Origin of the sequence: Mycolicibacterium celeriflavum (assembly GCF_010731795.1) — a bacterium.
In the GTDB taxonomy this organism is placed as follows: domain Bacteria; phylum Actinomycetota; class Actinomycetes; order Mycobacteriales; family Mycobacteriaceae; genus Mycobacterium; species Mycobacterium celeriflavum.
In genome coordinates this window covers 3,504,684-3,527,659 of record NZ_AP022591.1, presented here as the reverse complement: position 1 = coordinate 3,527,659, position 22,976 = coordinate 3,504,684, and the positions used below count along the sequence as shown (strand labels likewise).

At 67.0% G+C, this 22,976-nt stretch carries 12 protein-coding genes and 2 pseudogenes; 4 read left to right on the top strand and 10 right to left on the bottom strand.

Annotated features, from left to right (window positions below; genetic code table 11):
- The first annotated feature begins 5 nt into the window (after positions 1-5).
- Together G6N18_RS17055 and G6N18_RS17050 are read left to right on the top strand one after the other, a co-directional pair.
- Complete coding sequence (locus G6N18_RS17055) at positions 6-3,188, top strand: arabinosyltransferase domain-containing protein (protein WP_083000465.1); 3,183 nt, start codon at positions 6-8, stop codon at positions 3,186-3,188.
- 138 nt (positions 3,189-3,326) lie between these two features.
- Complete coding sequence (locus G6N18_RS17050) at positions 3,327-4,016, top strand: MBL fold metallo-hydrolase (RefSeq protein WP_083000467.1); 690 nt, start codon at positions 3,327-3,329, stop codon at positions 4,014-4,016.
- Here the strand turns inward: G6N18_RS17050 and G6N18_RS17045 are convergent.
- Positions 4,010-5,352, bottom strand: a pseudogene (locus G6N18_RS17045) (ISL3 family transposase). The gene G6N18_RS17050 and the pseudogene G6N18_RS17045 sit on opposite strands and share 7 nt — an antisense overlap.
- 101 nt (positions 5,353-5,453) lie before the next feature.
- Between G6N18_RS17045 and G6N18_RS17040 the strand changes: the two are divergent.
- Both G6N18_RS17040 and G6N18_RS17035 read left to right on the top strand, forming a co-directional pair.
- Positions 5,454-5,702 (top strand): annotated as a pseudogene (locus G6N18_RS17040) (MBL fold metallo-hydrolase); the annotation flags it as partial.
- Between the two features lie 86 nt (positions 5,703-5,788).
- Complete coding sequence (locus G6N18_RS17035) at positions 5,789-6,946, top strand: transporter substrate-binding domain-containing protein (RefSeq protein WP_083006831.1); 1,158 nt, start codon at positions 5,789-5,791, stop codon at positions 6,944-6,946.
- Positions 6,947-7,076: 130 nt separating this feature from the next.
- Here G6N18_RS17035 and G6N18_RS17030 read toward each other — a convergent pair whose 3' ends face one another.
- The 9 genes from G6N18_RS17030 to G6N18_RS16990 all read right to left on the bottom strand — a co-directional run bounded on the left by G6N18_RS17030 (position 7,077) and on the right by G6N18_RS16990 (position 22,967).
- Complete coding sequence (locus G6N18_RS17030; protein WP_067225560.1) at positions 7,077-8,627, bottom strand: acyl-CoA carboxylase subunit beta; 1,551 nt, start codon at positions 8,625-8,627, stop codon at positions 7,077-7,079.
- Positions 8,624-14,095 carry a polyketide synthase Pks13 gene (gene pks13, locus G6N18_RS17025; RefSeq protein ID WP_083006829.1) on the bottom strand — a complete coding sequence of 1,824 codons (5,472 nt, stop codon included), beginning with the start codon at positions 14,093-14,095 and terminating at the stop codon, positions 8,624-8,626. Before pks13 ends, G6N18_RS17030 begins: the two co-directional genes overlap by 4 nt.
- Positions 14,096-14,109: 14 nt before the next feature.
- Positions 14,110-15,999, bottom strand: coding sequence for a long-chain-fatty-acid--AMP ligase FadD32 (gene fadD32, locus G6N18_RS17020; RefSeq protein ID WP_083006826.1), 1,890 nt, complete (start codon positions 15,997-15,999; stop codon positions 14,110-14,112).
- A 175-nt stretch (positions 16,000-16,174) separates the two neighbouring features.
- On the bottom strand, positions 16,175-17,182 hold the full coding sequence (gene culp6 / locus G6N18_RS17015; protein WP_067225555.1) for a carboxylesterase Culp6: 1,008 nt from the start codon (positions 17,180-17,182) through the stop codon (positions 16,175-16,177).
- 18 nt (positions 17,183-17,200) lie between these two features.
- A complete protein-coding gene (locus tag G6N18_RS17010; RefSeq protein WP_083006823.1) occupies positions 17,201-17,671 on the bottom strand; it encodes a DUF732 domain-containing protein in 471 nt (156 codons plus the stop codon).
- A gap of 57 nt (positions 17,672-17,728) precedes the next feature.
- Positions 17,729-18,616, bottom strand: coding sequence for an alpha/beta hydrolase-fold protein (locus G6N18_RS17005; RefSeq protein WP_083006836.1), 888 nt, complete (start codon positions 18,614-18,616; stop codon positions 17,729-17,731).
- 141 nt (positions 18,617-18,757) lie between these two features.
- The gene (locus G6N18_RS17000) at positions 18,758-19,813 is read right to left on the bottom strand and encodes an esterase family protein (protein WP_067225552.1); all 1,056 of its coding nucleotides are present in this window, start codon (positions 19,811-19,813) and stop codon (positions 18,758-18,760) included.
- A 174-nt stretch (positions 19,814-19,987) separates the two neighbouring features.
- Positions 19,988-22,075 carry a terminal beta-(1->2)-arabinofuranosyltransferase gene (gene zomB, locus G6N18_RS16995; protein ID WP_083006821.1) on the bottom strand — a complete coding sequence of 696 codons (2,088 nt, stop codon included), beginning with the start codon at positions 22,073-22,075 and terminating at the stop codon, positions 19,988-19,990.
- Positions 22,053-22,967 (bottom strand): decaprenyl-phosphate phosphoribosyltransferase, encoded by a 915-nt coding sequence (locus G6N18_RS16990; RefSeq protein WP_067225550.1) that lies wholly within the window; start codon positions 22,965-22,967, stop codon positions 22,053-22,055. Before G6N18_RS16990 ends, zomB begins: the two co-directional genes overlap by 23 nt.
- Positions 22,968-22,976: the final 9 nt, after the last annotated feature.

Below are 22,976 nucleotides of genomic sequence, written 5' to 3'. Positions count from 1 at the left end.
GAGCCATGAGTGATGTGAATATCGCCCGTTGGGTCGCGGCCATCGCCGGGCTGATCGGATTCGTCCTGTCGGTGGCCACGCCCCTGCTTCCGGTCGAGCAGACCACCGCCACCTTGAACTGGCCACAGCAGGGTCAACTGAACAGTGTCACCGCGCCGTTGATCTCGCAGACCCCGGTCAGGATGTCGGTGACGGTGCCGTGCGAGGTGATCCGGGACATGCCCGCCCGCGGCGGGGTGGTGTTGGGCACCGCGCCCAAGGACGGCAAGCAGGCCGCTCTCCAGAGCCTGTTCGTCACGGTCAACGCCCAACGCGTCGACATCACCGACCGAAACGTCGTGGTGGCCAGCGTGCCTCGCGCACGCGTCGTTGGGCCCGACTGCCAGAGGATCGAGATCACGTCCTCCGAGGAGGGCACCTTCGCGACATTCGTCGGGCTGACCAAACGGGACGGCTCGCCGCAGTACAGCGGATTTCCGGATCCGAATCTGCGCCCCGCGATCGTCGGCGTTTTCACCGACCTGACCGGCCCGGCGCCACCGGGATTGAGCCTGTCGGCGGAGATCGACACCCGATTCACCACCACGCCAACGCCGTTGAAGCTGACGGCGATGGTGCTGGCCATCGTGTCGACCGCGATCGCCCTGCTGGCCCTGTGGCGACTGGACCGAATGGACGGTCGACGGATGCGGCGGCTGATCCCGCAGCGCTGGCGCACGTTCACCGCCACCGACGTGGTGGTGGTCGGCGGCTTCATGGTCTGGCACGTGATCGGGGCCAACTCTTCCGACGACGGTTACATCCTGGGCATGGCACGGGTGGCCGGGCACGCCGGCTACATGTCGAACTACTTCCGCTGGTTCGGCAGCCCCGAGGATCCGTTCGGCTGGTACTACAACCTGCTGGCGATGATGACCAGCGTCAGCGACGCGAGCATCTGGATGCGGCTGCCGGACCTGGTGTGCGGAATCGTGTGCTGGCTCTTGCTGTCCCGGGAGGTGCTGCCGAGGCTGGGGCCCGCCGTGGCGGCCAGCAAGCCCGCACTGTGGGCGGCGGGCCTGGTGCTGCTGGCGGCGTGGATGCCGTTCAACAACGGGCTGCGCCCGGAAGGGCAGATCGCCACCGGCGCCCTGATCACCTACGTGCTGATCGAGCGGGCCATCAGCTCGGGCCGGCTCACTCCGGCCGCGTTCGCGATCATCACGGCGGCGTTCACGCTGGGCATCCAGCCGACCGGCCTGATCGCGGTGGCCGCGCTGCTGGCCGGCGGCCGTCCGCTGTTGCGGATCCTGGTGCGACGGCGCCGCGTCGTGGGAACCTGGCCGCTGGTGCTGCCGCTGCTTGCGGCCGGCACGGTGATCCTGACGGTGGTCTTCTTCGACCAGACCATCGCGACGGTGTTGGAAGCCACCAGGATTCGCACCGCGATCGGCCCGAACCAGGAGTGGTACACCGAGAACCTGCGCTACTACTACCTGATCCTGCCGACCGTCGATGGGTCGCTGTCACGGCGCTTCGGCTTCCTGATCACCGCGCTGGCGCTGTTCGCGTCGATGTTCGTCATGCTGCGGCGCAAGCGGATCGCCGGTGTCGCGCGCGGCCCGGCGTGGCGGCTGATGGGCATCATCCTCGGCACCATGTTCTTCCTGATGTTCACCCCGACCAAGTGGGTGCACCACTTCGGTCTCTTCGCCGCGGTGGGCGCCGCGATGGCGGCCCTGGCGACCGTGTTGATGTCACCGAAGGTGCTGGCCTGGTCCCGCAACCGGATGGCGTTCCTGGCCGCGGTGTTGTTCGTGCTGGCGTTGTGTTTCGCGACCACCAACGGCTGGTGGTATGTGTCCAGCTTCGGCGTACCGTTCAACAACGACAAGCCTGCAGTCGGCGGAATCACGTTAAGCACAATCTTTTTCGTGCTGTTTGCGATCGCTGCCCTGTGGGCGGCGTGGCTGCACTTCTCGTCACGAACCCGCGGTGAAGGCCGCATCGCGCGGGCGCTGACCGCCGCGCCAATCCCGGTCGTCGCGGGGTTCATGGTGGTGGTGTTCGTCGGTTCGATGCTCATCGGCGTGGTACGCCAGTATCCGACGTACTCGAACGGATGGGCCAACCTGCGAGCCTTCACCGGCGGCTGCGGCCTGGCCGACGATGTGCTCGTCGAACCCGACACCAACGACGGGTTCCTCGAGCCGCTGCCCGGCGATTACGGGCCGCTGGGACCGCTGGGCGGCGTCGGACCGGTCGGCTTCTCCCCCAGCGGGGTTCCGGAAGACATTGTCGCCGAGGCGATCCGGGTCAACCTCCCGATGCCGGGTACCGATTACGATTGGGACCAGCCGACAAAGCTCAAGACTCCGGGGGTCAACGGGTCCACGGTGCCGCTGCCGTACGGGCTCGATCCTAAGCGGGTGCCGCTCGCGGGCAGCTACGTCGAGGGCCCGCAACAGCAGAGCACGCTGACGTCGGCGTGGTATGAACTGCCGCCCGCCGACGACGCGCATCCGCTTGTCGTCATCACCGCGGCGGGCACCATCACCGGCGACAGCGTGTTCAACGGGCGCACCGAGGGCGAGGCCGTCGAATTGGAGTACGCGCGCCGCGGCCCGGACGGTGCGCCGGTGCCCGCCGGGCGGTTGGTTCCCTATGATCTGGGCCCGATCCCGTCGTGGCGAAACTTGCGGTTCCCGCGTGCCGACATTCCATCCGATGCAGTCGCGGTTCGCGTTGTCGCCGAAGACCGTTCGCTGACGACGGGCGACTGGCTGGCCGTCACGCCGCCGCGGGTGCCCGAGGTACGCTCCGTTCAGGAGTACGTCGGATCGGAGCAGCCGGTGCTGATGGACTGGGCCGTCGGCCTGGCGTTCCCGTGCCAGCAGCCGATGCTGCACGCCAACGGCGTCACAGAGATTCCGAATTTCCGCATCACACCGGACTACAACGCCAAGCGCAAAGACACCGACACCTGGCAGGACGGGCTCAACGGCGGACTGCTCGGCATCACTGATCTGTTGCTGCGTGCACACGTGATGGCGACGTATCTGTCGAAGGACTGGGGCCGCGACTGGGGTTCGCTGCGCAAGTTCGACATGACCCCCGAGGCGCAGGGTGCGACGCCGGCGACGCTGGACTTCGGCACGGCTACGCGCAGCGGGTTGTACAGCCCCGGCCACATCCGCATCAAGCCGTAACAATTGGCGCGAACGCCGCGACCTTTATCGGCGAGCGTGCATGTCTGCACACGACACACCGCGGATTTTCGACACTATGTGCACGCTCGTGACGCTGTGAGCGGGCGTGACTGTGTACGCGTCATCTAATCTGAGGCGGTGGACCAGATTCGGCTCGGCGCCGCGGCGCTCACCCGCGTCGTCGAGTGGCAGGTCGACGACTTGCCGAAGGCGGTGTTCCCGCACACACCCGCGGACGCCTGGTCCAAACATGCCGACGAGTTCTCACCGACATACTGGGCCGAGTCCGGATGGCGCATCGCATTGCAGATCTGGGTGATCGAGGTCGACGGGCTGACCGTGCTGGTCGACACCGGCGCGGGCAACGACAAGTCGCGCCCGCGGATGGCCGTGCTGTCGGGCTTGCAGACCGAGTTCCTTGCTTCGTTCCGCGCCGCAGGATTCGACCCGGCGGAGGTGGACGTCGTCGTCAACACACATCTGCATTTCGACCACGTGGGGTGGAATACGCTGTGTCTCAACGACTCATGGGTTCCGACGTTTCCCAACGCCCGTTACCTGGTCCCCGAAGCCGACTATCGGCACTTCGGTCCCGACGGTCCGGCGCAGTCGTCGACGCCGCGGACCGAGGATGAGGAATCAGTGCAACGGCATGTGCGAACGGTGTTCGACGACAGCGTTTCTCCCGTCGAGCCTCAGATCGAGTTGTGGTCCGGCGACCATCAACTCAGCCAGTCGCTGTGGCTTCGCCCCGCGGCGGGCCACACCCCCGGGTCGTCGGTGGTGTGGCTTGACGCCGGTAAACCCGCGGTTTTCGGGCTCTACTGACTGATCCGTGGGTGGTTGATGCGTCCTGGTAGCGCGGGGCGGTGGCCGCCGAGGGCGAGCATGGCCAGGGCGATGAGTGCGTCTGGGGAGCGAAATCCGAACGCGATGCGGGTCAGGAGTCGGATCTTGGTGTTGGTGGATTCGATCAGTCCTTGGGAGAGGCCGTGATCGAGCGTGGCGTCGATGGCCACCCGGTGGCGCACGATGCGGCCGGCGAGCTCGACGAACACCGGGATGCGGCAACGCCGCGCCCAGGAGGTCCACTTGTCCAGGGCCTGTTTGCCTTCCTCGCCTTTGACCGAGAACACATGCCGTAAGCCCTCTTTGAGCAGATAGGCGCGATAGAGGCGGGTGTCGGTCTTGGCGATCCAGGCCAGTTTGGCGTTCTGGCGTTCGGTGAGGTCTTCGGGGTTCTTCCACAACGCGTAGCGGGCCCCCTTGAGCTTGCGGGCGTGCTCACGGCCCGGCCGCGGCGCGGTGTCCTTACCGGGCCGACCCCGGCCCCACGTGGGCTCGGTGCGCGCCAGCGCTCGCGCGTCGTTCCAGGCCCGGCGCCGCTCGACGTCGAGTGCCTCGGTGGCCCAGGCCACCACATGGAACGGATCCGCACAACGGATCGCGGCCGGGCAGCGTTGGGCGACGACGTCGGCGATCCAGTCGGCGGCATCAGCGGAGACGTGGGTGATCTGTGCGCACCGCTGGGCGCCCAAGGCGTCGAAGAACCGCCGCAGCGTCTTGGTGTCGCGCCCGGGTGCGGCCCACACCAGCCGGCCGCTGTCGTGATCAACGACCACCGTCAAGTACTTGTGGTGGCGTTTGTAGGAGATCTCGTCGATGCCGATGCGGCGCAGGCCCGCGAACCGGTCGAAGGTCTTCTCGGTGTCGGCCCAGACCCGGGCCACGATCGCGCCGACGGTGCGCCAGGCGACCCGCATCAACTCGCACACCGCGGTTTTCGAGCACGCCACCGCCAACCAGGCCACCGTGTCATCGAAGGCCAAAGTGTGTCCGGCGTGATGACGCGCCCACGGCACCGCCGCCACCGTCGGCCCGTGGGTGGGGCAGTTCACCCGCGGCGCCTCGGCCTCCAGCACCACCTGCACAGTGCCCCAATCCAGGCCCCGCCACCGGCGTCGACCCTCACCCCGGTCATACCAAGACGCCCTGCGGCCACAGCGGCCACAACGCCGTGAGACCCGCTTCGTGGCCGCACCCGCGCCACCACCAGTGCGGCGCCCTCGGCGTCCTGGCCTTCGAATTCCTCGAACTCGACCGCCTCGATCACCGTGCGCTTGTCGACACCCAGCAGCCCACGCCATAACCTCACATTGCGCACGTCGTTGCCCGCTCCCTTGGTTCCTGACCCTTGACAAGCCAGAAACCTTAAGCGACAACGACGTGCGCCCCAGACATCTCAGAAATCAACCCACGGAAGTGTCAGGAGAGCCGGTTTTCGTCGGCGACCTGACGCACTGCCCGATCCAGATTGTCAGACCGGACGATCCGTGCGGCTGGGACGAAGACTTCGACGCGGCGGCGGCGACGCGAAAACGCATCCTGACCGAGGCGTCGCGGCGTCGGGCCGCGGCGGTGCCGGCGCACTACCCGGGCCATGGCGGCGCCACGGTCGTCGCGCGGGGAGACGCGTTCATGGTCGACGACTGGATGGAGTTCCCGCCGATTTAGGGACCCATTGCGGTGGCCCGCGGCCGCGGATTGGGCGGCTTGTATGGTTCGTAGAGCCGCCAAGGTGGAAAGAGGTCGACCGTCTCATGGGTGTGCGGTGGTATGCGCTGGCCGTGACCGTTCTCTGGGTGTGTCTGTTCGCAGCAGTACCCGGTTCCGCCCCGCGAGCTTCCGCCGAACCCGAACCCGCACCTGCACCCGCGCCGGGCACGCGGACGGTCACCGCCGCCGTTCACTCCCTGGAGCCATTCGTCATGCCGACCGGCAGCGGCGCGATGACAGGGTTCAGCGTCGAGTTGTGGGAGGAGATCACCAAACGCCTCGACTGGTCGACGGATTACGTCGACACCGGCGATGTGCGTGGTCAATTGGCTGCGGTCGCCGACGGAGGGGCCAAGGTGGCCGTCGGAGGCATTTCGTTGACGGCGGAGCGGGAGCGGTCGTTCGACTTCACCCACCCGACGCTCGATGCCGGCTTGCAGATCATCGTGCCCGTCCACGACACCCGGCCGTCGGTGCCCGGCTTGGGCGGCTACCTCGACCTCCTGCTGTCCCGGACGATGCTGATCTGGCTGAGCGCTGCCGTGGTCGTCAGTATGGTTCCCGCACATGCCTTTTGGCTCATCGAACGCCGTAGCCACAAGCCAGTCGTGTCGCGCGCCTACTTTCCCGGTATCGTCCAATCGTTCGGCTGGGGCATTGGCTCACTGGTGGGCAAGAACAGCGCCTCCGCGACGAAGACGGTCACCAAAGCATTGGCGATCCTGTGGGGTTTTGCAGGCATCGTCTTCATCGCCTATTGCTCGGCCAACCTCAGCGCCACGTTGACCGTCGCCAAACTGGACGCCAAGATCACCGGACCCGCAGACCTGTACGACAAATCGGTTGCCACCGTCGCAGGCACCACCGCCGCGACGTTTCTTCGGAGCATGGGCATTGATGCCACCGAAACCTCCACCGTCGAGGACTCCTACCACCTATTGCGTGAAGAGGGCTACGATGCGGTCGTTTTCGATGCCCCCGTACTGCGGTACTACGTGGCCCACCGTGGTGAGGGTGTGGCGGTGATGGCCGGACCGGTTTTCCATGAAGAGGACCAAGGCTTCGTCACCAAGATCGACAGTCCGCTGCGCAGACCGATCAATCAGACGCTGTTCCGGATGCGTGAAGACGGCACTTACAACCTGATCAAAGAGAAGTGGTTCGGCGACGACATCGCGACCACGGCTGGAGACATGAACTAGGCGGCGCACCGTTATGCGCACCTTCAGAATGCGACGAGGGTGCGCAGACTGTCGAAAATCCGCGGCGTGTCGTGTGCAAACACGCACGCTCGCGAAGAAGGGGTGGGCCCTCGCGAAGGAGCTGCAGAAACTAAATCGGGGTGAGGCCGTGTTTGCGCTGCACGCGGTCGATTTGCTTGTCGCGCAACAAGTTCATCGACTTCCGCAGCAAAAGGCGGGTCTCGTGCGGCTGGATCACCGCGTCGATGAACCCGCGCTCCGCCGCGATCCACGGCGTGGCCATGTTGAGGTTGTAACCCTCGATGAAGTCGGCGCGGATCTTCTGGACTTCCGGCGCGGTCGGGTCGGGGAACCGCTTCACCAACAGCTGTGCCGCACCCTCGGCGCCGATCACCGCGATCCGTGCGGTCGGCCATGCGAAGTTCAGGTCGGCGGAGAGCTGCTTGGAACCCATCACCGCATACGCGCCGCCGTAGGACTTACGGATCGTGATCGTCACCTTCGGCACGTCGGCCTCGACGACGGCGTTGAGGAACCGGCCGCCGCGCTTGATGATGCCGCCCTTCTCCTGCTCGACGCCCGGCATGAACCCTGGCGTATCGACCACGAAAACCAGTGGCAGATTGTAGGAGTCGCAGAATCGGATGAACCGCGCCGCCTTGTCGGAAGCCTCGTTGTCGATCGCGCCGGACAAGTGCATCGGCTGATTGGCGACCACTCCGACCGGGCGGCCGTCGACACGGGCGAACGCGGTGATAATCGCCGGTCCCTGCTGCTCGGCCACGTCGAACACATCGCCGTCGTCGAAGATCCGCAGCAGGATCTCGTGCATGTCGTAGGCCATGTTGTCGCTGTCCGGCACAATCGTGTCGAGCTCGTAGTCGTGCGGTGTGGTCTCGGGTTCCAGGCCCGGGTTGACGAACGGCGGGTCGTCGAACGTGTTGGCGGGCAGGAAGTCCAGGTAGTCGCGGACGTACTGGAACGCGGCGGCCTCGCTCTCCACCACCTGGTGGATGTTGCCGTAGCGGGCCTGCGCGTCGGCACCGCCCAGTTCGTCGAGCGACACGTCCTCACCGGTGACGTCCTTGATGACATCGGGTCCGGTGACGAACATGTAACCCTGATCGCGCACCGCCACCACCAGATCGGTCTGGATCGGCGAATACACCGCTCCGCCCGCGCATTTGCCGAGAATGATGGAGATCTCGGGCACCAAGCCGCGCAGCAACTCATGGCGACGGCCCAGTTCGGCGTACCACGCCAGCGATGTCACGGCGTCCTGGATCCGGGCGCCCGCGGAGTCGTTGATGCCGATGATCGGGCAGCCGACCATCGCCACCCACTCCATCAGCTTGGCCACCTTGCGGCCGAACATCTCGCCGACCGAGCCCTGGAACACCGTCTGGTCGTGGCTGAACACGCCGACCGGCCTGCCGTTGATTCTCCCGTGACCGGTCACCACTCCGTCGCCGAACAACGCGTTCGGATCGCCGGGCGTCTTCGCCAGCGCGCCGATCTCCAGAAAGCTGCCCGGGTCGACCAGCGCGTGAATTCGGGCGCGCGCGCTCGGGATCCCCTTCTTCTCCCGCTTGGCCACCGCCTTCTCGCCACCGGGCTCCTTGGCCTGCTCCAGCTTTTCGCGGAGTTCGGACAGCAGTTCTGCGGTCGTCTTGGTGGTCACTCGTTCTCGCTCTCGATCCGGCTGATCGCCTCGCTCATATGCGCACCGACCTTCGCAATGTACGGCTCGTCGATCACCTGGATGTGCTCACCCCCGACCGGAACGACCTCGAGTTCGGAGACGAACTCACCCCAGCCACCGTCGGGCTTGCGGGTGGCATAGCGCGGCTCGAAGTAGATCGCGTCGTCGTGGTAGCGGTCGGCCATGTACAGCGTGACCTTGCCGTCGTACGGCTTGATCTCGGCGGTGTCGATGGCCCGCTGATCCAGGTACGACGTGCGCTGGTGCTCGATGATGCCGCCCGGGATCTGCACGCCGCTTTGGCTCACCACGTCCAGGACGAACTTCACCTGACCCTCGTCGTCGAGCTTTTCGAGTTCCTCGTAAGGGATCTCGGGCACCTCGACGTTGAACGTGCGCTCGGCGAACCGCGCGTAGCGATCCCAGCGGGCGCGGGTCTCCTCCCGCGTCTGCGGAATCTCCTCACCCGGACGGACCGCGTCGATGAGACCGACGAACCGCACATCGGCGCCGGCCTGCTTGAGCCCGATCGCGCACGCGTAGGCCAGCACACCGCCCAACGACCAGCCCGCCAGGGCGAACGGTCGATCACCGTTGAGCTCCAACAGCTTCGGCACGTACTCGCGGGCACGCTCCTCGATCGAGCCCTCCACCCGTTCGATGCCGTACATCGGGGTGTCGGCCGGCAGCCGTTTGAGCAGCGGCTCGTAGACCACCGTGGATCCGCCCGCGGCGTGGAAGACGAACACCGGGATCCGGTTCGAGCCCTCCTGTGGGGCGCGCAAGGTCCGCACGAAGCCGTCGACCTTGCCGCCCTCGAGGTACTCGCGGACCGTGGTGGCCAACTCCTCGATGGTCTTTGCGCCGGTGACATCGTCGGCGGTGATCTTGCCCTCGTCGACGCGTTCGGTCAGCCGCTCGGCGATCTTGCTCGCGGTCGAGTCGTCAACCGCGGTAAGTTCGTTGAAGATTCCGCCCGGCGACTTGCCGGTGACGATCGCCCATGTCGCGAACGTGACACGTTCTGCGGCGTCACGCGGGGGCACGTCGGTGCCCAGCGCCTCGGTGACCGCCTCCTGGCTGAGTGCCTTGGCGGCCGCCGCGACCGTCGACTCCGACGGACCGGTGGGACCGCTCGGATCCGTCGGCGGCGGCGGGATGTTTGGACCCGTGGGACCGCTCGGATCCGTCGGCGGCGGCGGGATGTCGGTGAAGGTCGCCGTGCCGGCACTGGTGAGCGGAGATTCACCGCCCCGCTCGGCCAGGACCTGCTCGAGTTCGGCAACGGTCGTCGCGCCGCCCATCAGCTCGGCCTGCTCGGCCGCGATCTCCTCTGCGGTCTTGGACTTCTGGTGCTCGGCGAGCTGGTCGACCTCGTCGCGGTGCTCGATCGCGTATTCGATCAGCTTCTCCACGGCATACAAGTTGGCGTCGCGCACCGCGGTCAGCTGGATCGGTGGCAGGTCGAAGTCGTACTCGACACGGTTCTTGATCCGCACGGCCATCAGCGAATCGAGGCCGAGTTCGATCAGCGGCACCTCCCAGGGCAGGTCCTCGGGCTCGTAACCCATCGCGCCGCCGACGATTGCGCCCAACCGGTCGTGGATGGTCTCCCCGGAGTCCGGTGACCACTTGGCGAAGCCAGCCGCCAGGCCTGCGCCTGCCGTGAGGTTGTCCTGCAGGATCTCCGCATCAGCCTGCGGCTCGTCACCGACAGGCGCCGCCGAAACCTGCTGAGCCACACCAGTGCCGGCGCCGACGGCGACCGGCAATGCACCGACGGCACCGTCACGGCTCACCACCGCGTCGTACACCAGCGTGAACGACTCGTCGATGCGTGCGTGCACCTGCACGCTGGCCCCGCCGGGATGACGGGCCAGCGTCGTCACCAGCCTCGCCCCCTCGCCGGGGACGGCGCGCTGCTCGGAGGCGACCAGCTTGGCGTCCGGAAGCACCTGCGCCGCAGCGGCTTTCACCAGCGCGGCGAGATCCGGCTCACCCTTCGGCGCGAACTCCCAGACATGCCGGCCGTCCGGAGTCGCGACGTGGTTGCCGGGCATCATCACCGAGCTGTCCCCGGTGAACCGCGCGTCGAGCCAGTGCGGCTTGCGCCGGAACCGCGTCGGCGGGATGTTCGCGAAATCCAGCGCCCCGCCCAGCCCCTTGGACCGTCGCGGGAACAGCGTGCGGACGTCCAGATCATGGCCGTACACGAACAGCTGCGCCATCGCCACGGTCATCGAGTCGACCTCGTCCTGCTTGCGCGCCAGCGTCGCGATCAACTGTGCGTCGTGAAGACCTGCCGCCGCCGTCGTCAGGCCGACCTGCATCAGCGCAACGGGATTCGGCGCCAACTCCAGGAACGTGGTGTGGCCGTTGTCGACGGCATTGCGGATGCCGTGGGTGAAGTAGACGCTGTGGCGCAGCCCCTTCTTCCAGTAGTCGACGTCGTGGATCGTCTCGCCGGGCCGGATGTAGCGGCCCTCGTGCACCGTCGAGAAGTACCCGATCTTCAGCGGATGCGCTTGGATGCCAACGAGTTCGGCGGCCAGCTCACCCAGCAGCGGGTCCATCTGCGAGGTGTGGCTGGCGCCCTTGGTCTGCATCTTGCGCGCGAATTTGCCCTCTTGCTCGCAACGCTCGATGATCGCATCGACCTGGTCGGGCGGGCCGCCGATGACGGTCTGGGTAGGTGCGGCGTACACGCACACCTCGAGATCCTTGAAATCGGCAAAGACGGTCTCGATCTCGTCGGCCGAGTACTCGACCAGCGCCATCAACCGGATCCATTCCCCGAACAACATCGCTTCGCCCTCACCCATGAGGTGAGCGCGCGAACAGATGGCCCGGGTGGCGTCCTCCAGCGACAGGCCGCCGGCGAAATAGGCGGCGGCAGCCTCGCCGAGCGACTGGCCCACCACCGCAGCGGGTTTCGCGCCGTGGTGCTTGAGCAGCTCACCGAGGGCGATCTGCAGGGCGAAGATCACCGTCTGGACGACTTCGATGGGGTATTCGCAGGTCTCATTGGTGTAGTCGACCGCGTCATCGAGGATCATCTCGACGATCGAATAGCCCCGTTCATCCTGGATGAGCGCGTCGACCTTGTTGATCCACTCGGCGAAGACCTCGTTGCGCAGGTACAGGTTCTTGCCCATCTTGCGGTGCTGCGCACCGAATCCCGCCAGCACCCACACCGGACCATTGGTGACCGGGCCGTCCGCGCTGAACACGCTCGGGTGTTGTTTGCCCTCGGCGATCGCGCGCATCCCCTTGACCGCCTCGTCGTGGTCGTGCGCCAGCACCACCGCGCGGGAGCGGCCGTGGTTGCGCCGCGACAACGCGCGGCCGATCGACTCCAGCGATGACTCGCGGCCCTCCGGACTGTCGATCCAGTCGGCCAGCTCCGCCGCGGTGGCTTTCTTGCGAGACGTCAGGAATCCCGAAACGACCAATGGCACAACGGGAGTGGGTAGTTCGCCGGACTCCAACTCCTCGCGGGCGACCTCCAGCAGCCGCAACGCCTCGTCGGTCAGGCCGGGAAGTTCGGGTTCGTCATCGACGGTGACCGCGGGCCGGTCCGGCGCGTCTCCATCTTCTGAGTCGTCGTCGATGAACTCGCCGTACTCGTCCATCCGCACGCCGCCGACATAGACAGCGGTTGCTTCGGAAGGTGCTGCGGTCGCCTCGGCGACTGGCTCTTCGGGTTCGGGCTCGACGAGATCGGAGGGCAGCACCTCGCGCAGCACGAGGTGGGCGTTGGCGCCGCCGAAACCGAACCCGGACACCCCGGTGATCGCGTGCCCGCTGTAACGCGGCCAGTCGGTGACGGTGTCGGCGACCTTCAGGTGCACACCGTCGAAGTCGATGTAGGGATTGGGGCCGGCGTAGTTGATCGACGGCGGGATCTTGTCGTTGCGCAGTGCCAGCGTCATCTTCGCCAGGCTCGCCGCGCCGGCAGCCGACTCCAGGTGTCCCACATTGGATTTGATCGCACCCAGCAGCGCGGGCTTGTCGGGCGTGCGGCCCCTGCCGACAACCCGGCCGAGCGCGTCGGCCTCGATCGGGTCGCCGAGGATGGTGCCGGTGCCGTGCGCCTCGATGTAGTCGACGGAGCGCGGGTTGATGCCCGCGTCCCTGTACGCCTTGCGCAGCACCTCGGCCTGCGCGTCCGGGTTCGGCGCCAGCAGGCCGTTGGACCGGCCGTCGTGGTTGACCGCGCTTCCGGCGATGACGGCGAGGATCTCGTCGCCGTCGCGCCGGGCGTCGGCCACCCGCTTGAGCACCAGCATGCCGCCGCCCTCGGAGCGGGCGTAGCCGTCGGCGTCCTGCGAGAAGGACTTGATCCGGCCGTCGGGCGCGAGCACGCCGCCGACCTCGTCGAAGCCGACAGTCACCAGCGGGGTGATCAACGCGTTGACACCGCCGACGATCGCCACGTCGGCCTCTCCGGAGCGCAGCGCCTGCACACCCTGATGCGCGGCGACCAGCGAGCTCGAGCACGCGGTGTCGACGGCCACCGACGGGCCGCGGAAGTCGTAGAAGTAGGAGACCCGGTTGGCGATGATCGAGCTTGCCGTGCCGGTGATCGCGTACGGGTGCGCGACCGAGGGGTCCGACATCGCCAGGAAGCTGTAGTCGTTCAGCGAGCTGCCGATGTAGACGCCGACGTTGCCGCCGCGCAGGCTCGACGCCGGGATGCGGGCGTTCTCCAGCGCCTCCCACGTCAGCTCGAGCGCCATCCGCTGCTGCGGATCGACGTTGTCGGCCTCCATCTTCGACAGCGCGAAGAATTCGGCGTCGAAGCCCTTGATGTCGGACAGGTAGCCGCCGCGGGTGCGGGCCTTGGCGACCCGCTCGGCGATGCGCGGCTCGCCGAGGAACTCCTCCCAGCGGCCCTCGGGCAGGTCGCTGATCGCGTCGCGGCCCTCGAGCAGCGCCTGCCACGTCTGGTCGGGGGTGTTCATGTCGCCGGGGAAGCGGGTGGCCAGCCCGACGATGGCGATGTCCCGGGCGGCCGTGTCGTCGCGGCTCCAGTCCTCGTCGTCTTCACCCTGCTCGAGTTCGGGCTCGCCCTCGATGATCACCGTCGCCAGCGACTCGATCGTGGGGTGGCGGAAGGCCACAGTCGCGGTCAGCGTGACACCGGTCAGGTCCTCGATGTCGCTGGCCATCGCGACGGCGTCGCGTGACGAGAGGCCGAGTTCGACCATCGGCGCGGACTCGTTGATCGAGTCGGGCGACTGGCCGGTCGCGTTGCCGATCCAGTTGCGCAGCCACTCACGCATCTCGTTGACCGACATGTCGGAACCCGGAGCCGCGCCGGCGGCGACATCGGAGCCCGGTGCGGTCAACGGCTTTTCGGGTGCGAGTTGAACCTCGGCTTCGGGAGTCGCCTCGGCGAGGACATCAGCCTCGGGTTGCTGCGAGTCGTCTTGTGTATCAGCCATTTTCGAGTGAGTTCTCAGTCCGTCTCGTCAGGGAACGCGTTGGCGATCTTCCCGCTCCGCAGACTGCCGTCCAGGTATGCCGAGCGGCACGCCCGGCGGCCGATCTTGCCGCTCGAGGTACGGGGGATCGCGCCCGCGGGGGTGAGCAGCACGTCGCGCACGGTGACGCCGTGACGCACCGCGATCGCGGCGCGGATGTCGTCGGCGATGGGCCCCATGTCGAGCTTGTGTGCACCCGGTGCGCGCTCTCCGACGATCACCAACTGCTCGGAGGTGTCGTTGGGATCACGCTTGAGACCGGAGTGGGCGTTCTCGAACACCTCGTCGGGCAGCTGGTTGGCGGGCACCGAGAACGCCGCGACGAACCCGGTGCGCAGCGCCTTGGTCGCCTCCTGCGCGGAGTACTCGAGGTCCTGCGGGTAGTGGTTGCGGCCGTCGATGATCACCAGATCCTTGACGCGACCGGTGATGTAGAGCTCACCGTCGTGGTAGGTGCCGAGGTCCCCGGTGCGCACCCAGGTGGCGTCGTCGGCCGCCCCTTCGGCGTGCGACGGGTTGGTGCGTGACTTGAGGATGTTTTGAAATGTTTCCGCGGTCGCATCCGGTTTGCCCCAGTAGCCGGTGCCCATGTTCTGGCCGCTGATCCAGATCTCACCGATCTGTCCGTCGGGCAACTCGGTGGCGGTGTCGTTGTCGACGATGACCGCCCATTCGGCCAGGCCGACCTTGCCGGCGCCGGCCTGCGCGACGGCCTTCGGCGAGTCGTCGGGCACCGGGACGAAACGACCGGCGTTCAACTCGTCGCGGTCCACCGAGATGATCACCGGCTCCGCATCCATCGGCGTGGTGGAGACGAACAGGGTCGCCTCGGCCAGGCCGTAGGACGGCTTGATGGCCTGCGGCTTGAATCCGAACGGCCCGAACGCCTCGTTGAACCGGCGCACGGTGGCCGCCGAGATCGGCTCACTGCCGTTGAGGATGCACTTGATGTTGGACAAGTCCAGCGGCGGTTCGCCGTCCTTGGGCACACCGCGGGCCGCGGCGTGGTCGAAGGCGAAGTTCGGCGCGACCGAGATGGTGCCGCCGCTGTCGCCTTCCTTGCGGGCCATCTCACGGATCCAGCGGCCGGGGCGACGCACGAACGCGGCGGGGGTCATGAACGTGATGTAGTGGCCGAGCATCGGCGAGAGCAGCACGGTGATCAGGCCCATGTCGTGGAAGAACGGCAGCCAGGACACCCCCCGGTCGCCTTCCTCGCCGTCGAGCGCCTCGATCACCTGCACCACGTTGGTGGCCAGGTTGAGGTGGGTGATCTGCACGCCGGTCGGGATGCGCGTCGAGCCCGACGTGTACTGCAGGTAGGCGATGGTGTGCTCATCGACGTCGACGGGCTCCCAGGTGGCGCCGACCTCGTCGGGCACCGCGTCGACGGCGATCACGCGGGGGCGCTGGTTGGCGGGGCGGGTGCGGAAGAACTTGCGCACGCCCTCGGCCGCCTCGGTGGTGGTCAGGATCGCCGAGGGGTGGCAGTCGTCGAGCACGGCGTGCAGCCGGCCTACGTGGCCGGGTTCGTTCGGGTCGAACAGCGGCACGGCGATGCGGCCCGAGTACAGAGTGCCGAAGAATGCGACGAGGTATTCCAAATTCTGCGGGCAGAGGATCGCGACCCGGTCGCCGGGCTGGGTGACCTGCTGCAAGCGGGCGCCGACGGCGCGGTTCCGGGCGCCGAAGTCGGCCCAGTGCAGGTCGCGCGCGACTCCGTCACGCTCGGTGGAGAAGTCGATGAACCGGTAGGCGACCTTGTCTCCACGCACCTTCGCCCATCGTTCGACGTGTTTGACCAGGCTCCCGTTGTCGGGAAACTTGATCAGTCCGTCCTTGATGAACGGGTTATGGAACCCCATCGCACTCTCCTGTCAACGGCACACGCTTCTCGATGCCGATTCGCACATGATCCCCGAGCCGCCCCCAAGCCCCGGACCCGGAAGATCGTACCGGTCGGCTATCCGCTTACTGCTCTTAGTTTTTTCTTAATGTTAGGTGACCGGTTGGCGCAGTCCAAATCAGTCTGGTTACAGGTCAGCCATGTTTCGGGTGCGGGGCGTTATCGATCAACCCCTTCGCCCAATTCAGTGTCCACTGTGTGGCCGAAGCCCCGTCGAGATTCCAGAACTGCGTCGTCGCGTACATCGCGTGAATCGGTTGTCCCGCACCGCCGAGCAGGATGTCGATGGTCTTCGGCAGATTGAAGATGTTGAATGCCTCCGGCGGCGCCGAGCAGATCAGGTCGCCCGGAGCGCAGATCTCGTTGACGCGGTCGTTCAACGCGCCGAACCCGCCGGGTCGGGGCCCGGTCATCGCCAGCCCCATCCCCTCGAGCATCGGCACATCGCGAAGCGTGATCTCGGCGCCCTGCCCGGGCGGGTTCGGCCCGACGTCGCGGCCGACGCCTACTTGTCGACGGCCGTCGGCGATCAACGTCACGCCGAGCACCAGATCCTCGTCGACCGGCCCGCGCCCGTTACCGATGTCGCTGGCGATATCCCCCGCGATCACCGCGCCCTGGGAGAAGCCGACGATGACGTAGCTCGTCAACGGGCACCGCTCGTTCATCTCCGTCATGGCCTTGACGGTCGCGTTGAAGCCCTCGGTGCGGCTGTCGTTGTAGGACATCTGACCGTCCTGGGAGAACGGATTGTGGAACTGCGCCGTGTAGGGGACGGTGAACACCTCGAGCCGGTTCTCGTCGAACTGCTCGTCGATCGGATTGGTGACACCGAGCAGCAGCGCGATCGGAAACTGTGTCGGGTTGAACGGATCGAGCTGCGGCGAGGACTCCCACGTGCCGGGCACCGAGATCATCTGCACATCCGGACAGCTGGCGTCCTGGAACTCCGGCCGCGGCTTCTTGGTCGGGCTGACGCCGGTCGGGGGCACCGCCGACGGCGGTCCGGCGCTCGGCGGCTCCTCGGGTTTGCGCAGGATCACCACGACGATGACGACGAGCAGCACCACCACGAGCGCCATCGCGCCCGCTGCGATGAGCGCGAGGATGCGATGGCGTTTCCGCCGATTGGTCTTGGCCATGTGTCGGTTGGGCTCCTGCTAGCAGAGTCGGTCGGTTGCGATGCGAATGTAGTCGGAAGTGGCGGCGTGGACGTCGCCGGACGAGGACGCCATACCCGACGTCCCTGCGTCAACCCGCTCATCCATATCGCTGCGCACCATCGGCAACACGGCGTCCCACACTTCCTGATCGGTGTGCTTGGCGGCGTGGGCCTGACACACGTAGGAGCCGATGCTCAGCGCCAGCAGGTCACTGGACGGTTCGACGCGCTCGGCGGCCAACGCGTCGAGGTACGCGCGCTGCCGGTCGGTGACGACCAGCGCGTTGGACTGACCGCCTGCGGGCGGCGGCCCCGGCTGCGCTTGGGATGTCCCGTGGGCCGGCGCTGACTCCGTCGTCGGCATGCCCATGGTCCCCATCACCGCGTCACCTGAGCATCCGGTCAGCATCGCGGTCGCCGAAGCGATCAGCAGCGTCCCTGCCGCCGACGTCCGTACCGAGCGTTGCACTCCTCCAAGGTACCGGCCGCCCGGGCGCGGACCGGCTCGGCGATGACGGCTCGCCGGCTACTTGATCGTCGCCGCCAGTTCCCCGCTCATGGCGGCGAGCTGAGCGCTCCAGGACCCCCAGTCGTGGGTGCCGCTGGGCGGGAAGTCGAAATGCCCGTTGTGGCCGCCGACAGCGCGGTAGTGCTGGTAGAACTCGCGGTTGGTGCCCTGGGCGATGTCGCAGTAGCCGATCATCGCGGGCGGATCGGTGCAACCGCCGGCCGACGCGCTCCACACCCACAACCGGGTGTTGTTGTCCGCCAGCAACTGCACATGGACGTTGGGCGAATGCCACTTCCACCGGCCCAGCTGTGGCAGGCCCCACATGTTGCGGGTCTCGACGCCGCCGTACTGGGCCAGCCCGGCGGTGATGGCGCCGTCGACGCCGGTGCGCTCGGGGGCCAGGAAGCCGGACAGCGAGCCTGCGTAGCGGTAGCGGTCGGGGTGGAAGGTGGCCATCGCCATCGCGCCGTAGCCGCCCTGCGCCGCACCGACGATGCCGTGACCCGAGGGGGCCAGCCCCTTGTTGGCGGCCAGCCAGTTCGGCAGTTCGTCGGCGAGGAACGTCTCCCACTGCTTGCTGCCGTCGGCCTCCCAGTTGGTGTACATGCTCCACGCGCCGCCCGCGGGGGCGGCCACCGAGATGCCCTTGCCGGCGAGCGTGTTCATCGCGTTGCCCGCGGTCACCCAGTTGCTCACGTCGGGGGCGGCGTTGAACGCGTCGAGCAGCACGACCGCGTGCGGGCCACCGCCCTGGAAGGCGACGGGGATGTCGCGTCCCATCGCGCCCGAGGGCACCATGAGCATCTCTACTTGTGCGTTCGCCGACGGCGCCATCGCCGTGCCGGCGGTCCACAGACCGGCGGCGAGCGCGACGGTCATGATCGTCCGGAACATCCCACGCATCAACTGACCCACCTCGTGTTCGGCTGCTGTCCCCGCGCGAGGTAGTCAATCACACCCGCCCGCCGGATCGGGCTGGAAACGGCTGACGGCGGCGACCCCGCAGGATCGCCGCCGCCAACTATGTAGTTATCGCCGTACCGGTCAGTTCCCGGGGTTCGGGGTCTGCGCCGAGGCCTCAGTCGCGATCGGAGTCGTCGGCTGCGGCGTGGCGCCGAGCACGCGCTGGATGTCCGGCTTCATCTGGTTCAGCTGCTGACCCCAGTACTCCCAGCTGTGGGTACCGGCCTGCGGGAAGTTGAACACACCGTTCTTGCCGCCCGCGGCGAGGTACTTCTCCTGGAACGTCTCGTTCGTCCGCAGCGTGAAGCTCTCCAGGAACTTCGCGTTGAAGTTGTCGCCTGCCGCAACGCCGCTACCGTTGATGTCGGCCGGCTTACCGTTACCGCAGAACACCCAGATCCGGGTGCCGTTGGCGACCAGCTTGTCGATGTTCACCATCGGGTCGTTGCGCTTCCACGCCGGATCGCTCGACGGGCCCCACATGTCCTCGGACTCGTAGCCGCCCGCGTCGCCCATCGACAGACCGACCAGCATCGGCCACCAACCCTCGGAGAGGTTCAGGAAGCCCGAGAGCGAAGCAGCGTACTGGAACTGCTGCGGGTAGTAGATCGCCAGCGTGAGCGCGGCGGATCCGGCCATCGACAGCCCGACGGCCGCGTTGCGGTTCGGGTTCACGCCCTTGTTGGCCGCCAGGTACGCGGGCAGTTCCTGGGTCAGGAACGTCTCCCACTTGTAGGTGGAGCAACCGGCCTTACCGCAGGCGGGCTTGTACCAGTCGCTGTAGAAGCTGGACTGCCCACCGACCGGCATGATCACCGCGAGGCCGGAATCCAGATACCACTCGAATGCCGCGGTCTCGATGTCCCAGCCGTTGAAGTCGTCGCGCGCACGAAGACCGTCGAGCAGATACACGCCCGGTGCGTTCGGACCGCCGTTCTGGAACTGAACTTTGATGTCACGGCCCATCCCGGCGGACGGAACCATGAGGTACTCGACCGGCAGACCCGGACGAGAGAAAGCCCCCGCAGTCGCCGAGCCTCCGATGGCGCTGATCAAACCGGGCAGCACCGCGGCAACCATCGCCGCTGTAGCCAGCCGGCGGACCCAGGCACCCCGGATCTTGCCAACGAACTTCATGCTTCATCTATCCCATCTGTCGTATGCCGCACGCGGAAAGGCCCCTCGGGCACGCCGCGTAACCCGTGCAGTCAACCACACCTCGTCGCAATCTTCCCATTCAGAGCGTGTCGTTCCTGGTCACGACGCTAAGTCGTTGAGCCACTGATCTATCGACTGCAAGGGGTCCGCGCGTTACGGACCCGTCGCCGGCATGCCCTGGTACGGGTCGATCGTGGACTCCGGTACCGGCAGCCCGCAGCGGATGAGTTCATAGAGCGGCACGCGGTTGATCCGATACTGCGTGAACTGGTAGGCGTGCACGAGGTTCGACAGGAACCGCCGCGGACCCATCGGGCTGCGCACCGACGTCAGCATCGCCTCTGTCGCCGGACACTTCAGCGCCGCCTCGGCCTGTTTGACCCAGTCCTCGTCGATGTAACTCGGAATGAACGGTGGCTCTTTGAGGAACGGTCCCTCGGCGATCGCCCAGTCGGCAAACAGGTTCTTGTCGTGTCCGATTCGGCCGTCCTCGAGGCGCGCGGTGTGCGCAGCCAACGGGTTGGCGAGGCCGATCTGATCGATGACCCGCACGTCCAATCCGACGTTCATGCCCAGCATGCCGAGGTTGGTGAAAAAGACTGTGTGCGGCCCTCTGTAGTCCTTCGGCGCGTCGGGCGGCGGCGGTAGGGCGGGCACCACATCCCATTGGTCGTAGTTGCCCGACGGCAGCAGCAGCGCACCGTCCGGCGTGTTGTCCAACGCCTCGAGCACCGCCCGCATTCGTGGATAGTCGAGATAATCCGCGGCGGTCAGCGGGTGCGCATGGCCGGTTGCCTGAGCGTAGAACCGCCGCTCGTCGACGATGCCGGAGTACGTGACGCGGGTGGCGTCGCTGCCCATCCCGCTCGAATTGGCCGCCCACAGCGACCATCCCGCCACCGCCAACCACAGCACACTGGTGGCGCCGACGAACAAATAGCCTGCGCCCCGGGCCATTCGGGTGGTGTCGGGCAGTACGACGGGGATCACCGCGATCGGCATCAACAGGCAGAACAACGGGGTCAGCAGCACCCTGCCGTGCATGAAGTCGCCGCCCTGGCGGATCCAGTACAGCGCCTGCAGCAGGCCGCTGACGAGGAAGAAGATCACCACCGCAGCGGGACTCTGCACCATTCGCGCCAACCATCCGTAGCCGGGCGCCGTGGCGCCGCGGCCCGGTCGGGGACGGCCGCGGGTCACCCACACCACCCCCGCCAGCCCGGCCAGCAGGATCGCCGGCGCCCACAGCAGGTACGGCTGGTTGAAGTTGGCGAGGTAGACGAAGCCCTGCGACCACTTCGATCCCGTGGCGTCCTTGGCCAGCGCGGTGCCGGGAAACAGCAACCCGTAGTAGCCCATTCGGAAGATCTGGTAAGCCACCGGAAGCAGCCCACCCGCGACGAGGATGATCGTTCGGCGGCGCCAATCGCGTGCCGCGATCAGCATCATCACCAGGGCGAGCCCTCCGATCAGCGCCAACTCCGGCCGCACCAGCACGCTCAGTCCCGCGACGAAAGCCAGTGCACCGTCGAAAATTTCGCTCGCCGGCCGCGGCGGTGTCGACGGTGTGTGCGCACCGACGGGGTGTCGGCGGATCACCGGCGCGCCGCCCCGGGTGAGCGGCGCCGGGGCAGCGCGGACGCCGCGGAGTCCTTGTGACCAGCACACCATCATCCACCACAGCAGGCCCAGATAGGCCAGCACCAAACCGTTTTCGAGTCCGGAGGTGGCGAAGTCGCGGGCGGGCGGCACGGCGATGTACACCAGTACACCTGCGGGCAGCATCAGCGCGCGTCGGCCCTGCAGGCTCGGCGCGTACAGGCGGCCGGTGCCCAGCATCGCGAACGCCACGCCCAGCACGCTGAGCACCAGCGCCAGCACGAACACCACGTACTCCAGCCGTACCGAGCCGCCCACCAGCGCGCCGAGGTAGACCAGATAGGTCCACACCGTGGAGGTGTTGGCCTCCACGCGTTCGCCCGCGTTGAACACCGGGCCGTTGCCCGCCAACAAGTTTCGGACCGTCCGCAGCACGATCAGGCCGTCATCGGCGATCCAGCGCCGTTGCCAGGCGCCCCAGCCGAACAGCGCCGCGACCACCAGCACGCTGAGCCACAGGCTCACCCGGACCGTGGTGTCGTACCGGAATGCGGGCCAGCGGGCCAGGTTGTGTGCGAGCTGGTCGGCCCATCGGCCCGCGAGGGGCGGGGCCGCCTTCTCAGCCGAGGAGGACGGCGGCACCGATGGTCCCGATCCACGCCAGCAGCAACAGCTGCAGTACCCGGTCCTTCAACGCGATCTCCTCGGGCTCCCCGGCCAACCCGCCGTCGACGTCGACCGCGTAGCGCAGGATCGCGATGGTGATCGGGATGATCGTGACTGCGTACCAGGACGCGGTGGTGCCGTCACGTTCGAAGGCCCACAGTCCATAGCAGAGAACCATCGCGGTGGCCGACAACGTCCACACGAAGCGCAGGTAGGACGCCGTGTAACTCTCCAGGGACTTGCGGATCTTGGCGCCCGTGCGTTCGGCGAGTTGCAGTTCGGCGTAACGCTTTCCGGCCACCATGAACAGCGAGCCGAAGGTCATCACCAACAGGAACCATTGCGAGAGCGGGATGCTCGCCGCCGCGCCGCCCGCGATGGCGCGGATCAGATACGCCGAGGAGACGATGCAGATGTCGAGCACCGCCTGGTGTTTGAGCCCGAAGCAGTAGGCCAGCTGCATCGCGATGTAGACCGCGATCACCACGGTCAGGTTCGTCGAGGCGAGCACCGAGATGCCAAGTGCCGCAGCGGCCAACACCACCGCGGCGCAGTAGGCCAACCATTCCGGGACGACACCCGCCGCAATCGGCCGGAACCGCTTCGTCGGATGCTGGCGGTCGGCCTCGACGTCGCGCGCGTCGTTGACCAGATAGATCGACGAGGCACCCAGCGAGAACGCCACGAAGGCGATCAGGATCTTGACCGCGACCTCGCGATAGTCGTAATCCACATCTCCGCCGAGGGCGGCTATGGGCGCGGCGAGGACGAGCAGGTTCTTCACCCACTGCCGCGGCCGGATCGCCTTGATCAGACCCGTCGCGGCGTTTCGCGGTGGCTCGTTGACCGGTGCCGGTTGTTGACTCATTGGCCGTAC

Coding starts and splice junctions, on each gene's coding strand:
- G6N18_RS17055 (WP_083000465.1), top strand. CDS start 6: ATGAGTGATGTGAATATCGCCCGTTGGGTCGCGGCCATCGCCGGGCTG.
- G6N18_RS17035 (WP_083006831.1), top strand. CDS start 5,789: ATGGGTGTGCGGTGGTATGCGCTGGCCGTGACCGTTCTCTGGGTGTGT.
- pks13 (WP_083006829.1), bottom strand. CDS start 14,095: ATGGCTGATACACAAGACGACTCGCAGCAACCCGAGGCTGATGTCCTC.
- fadD32 (WP_083006826.1), bottom strand. CDS start 15,999: ATGGGGTTCCATAACCCGTTCATCAAGGACGGACTGATCAAGTTTCCC.
- culp6 (WP_067225555.1), bottom strand. CDS start 17,182: ATGGCCAAGACCAATCGGCGGAAACGCCATCGCATCCTCGCGCTCATC.
- G6N18_RS17005 (WP_083006836.1), bottom strand. CDS start 18,616: ATGCGTGGGATGTTCCGGACGATCATGACCGTCGCGCTCGCCGCCGGT.
- G6N18_RS17000 (WP_067225552.1), bottom strand. CDS start 19,813: ATGAAGTTCGTTGGCAAGATCCGGGGTGCCTGGGTCCGCCGGCTGGCT.
- G6N18_RS16990 (WP_067225550.1), bottom strand. CDS start 22,967: ATGAGTCAACAACCGGCACCGGTCAACGAGCCACCGCGAAACGCCGCG.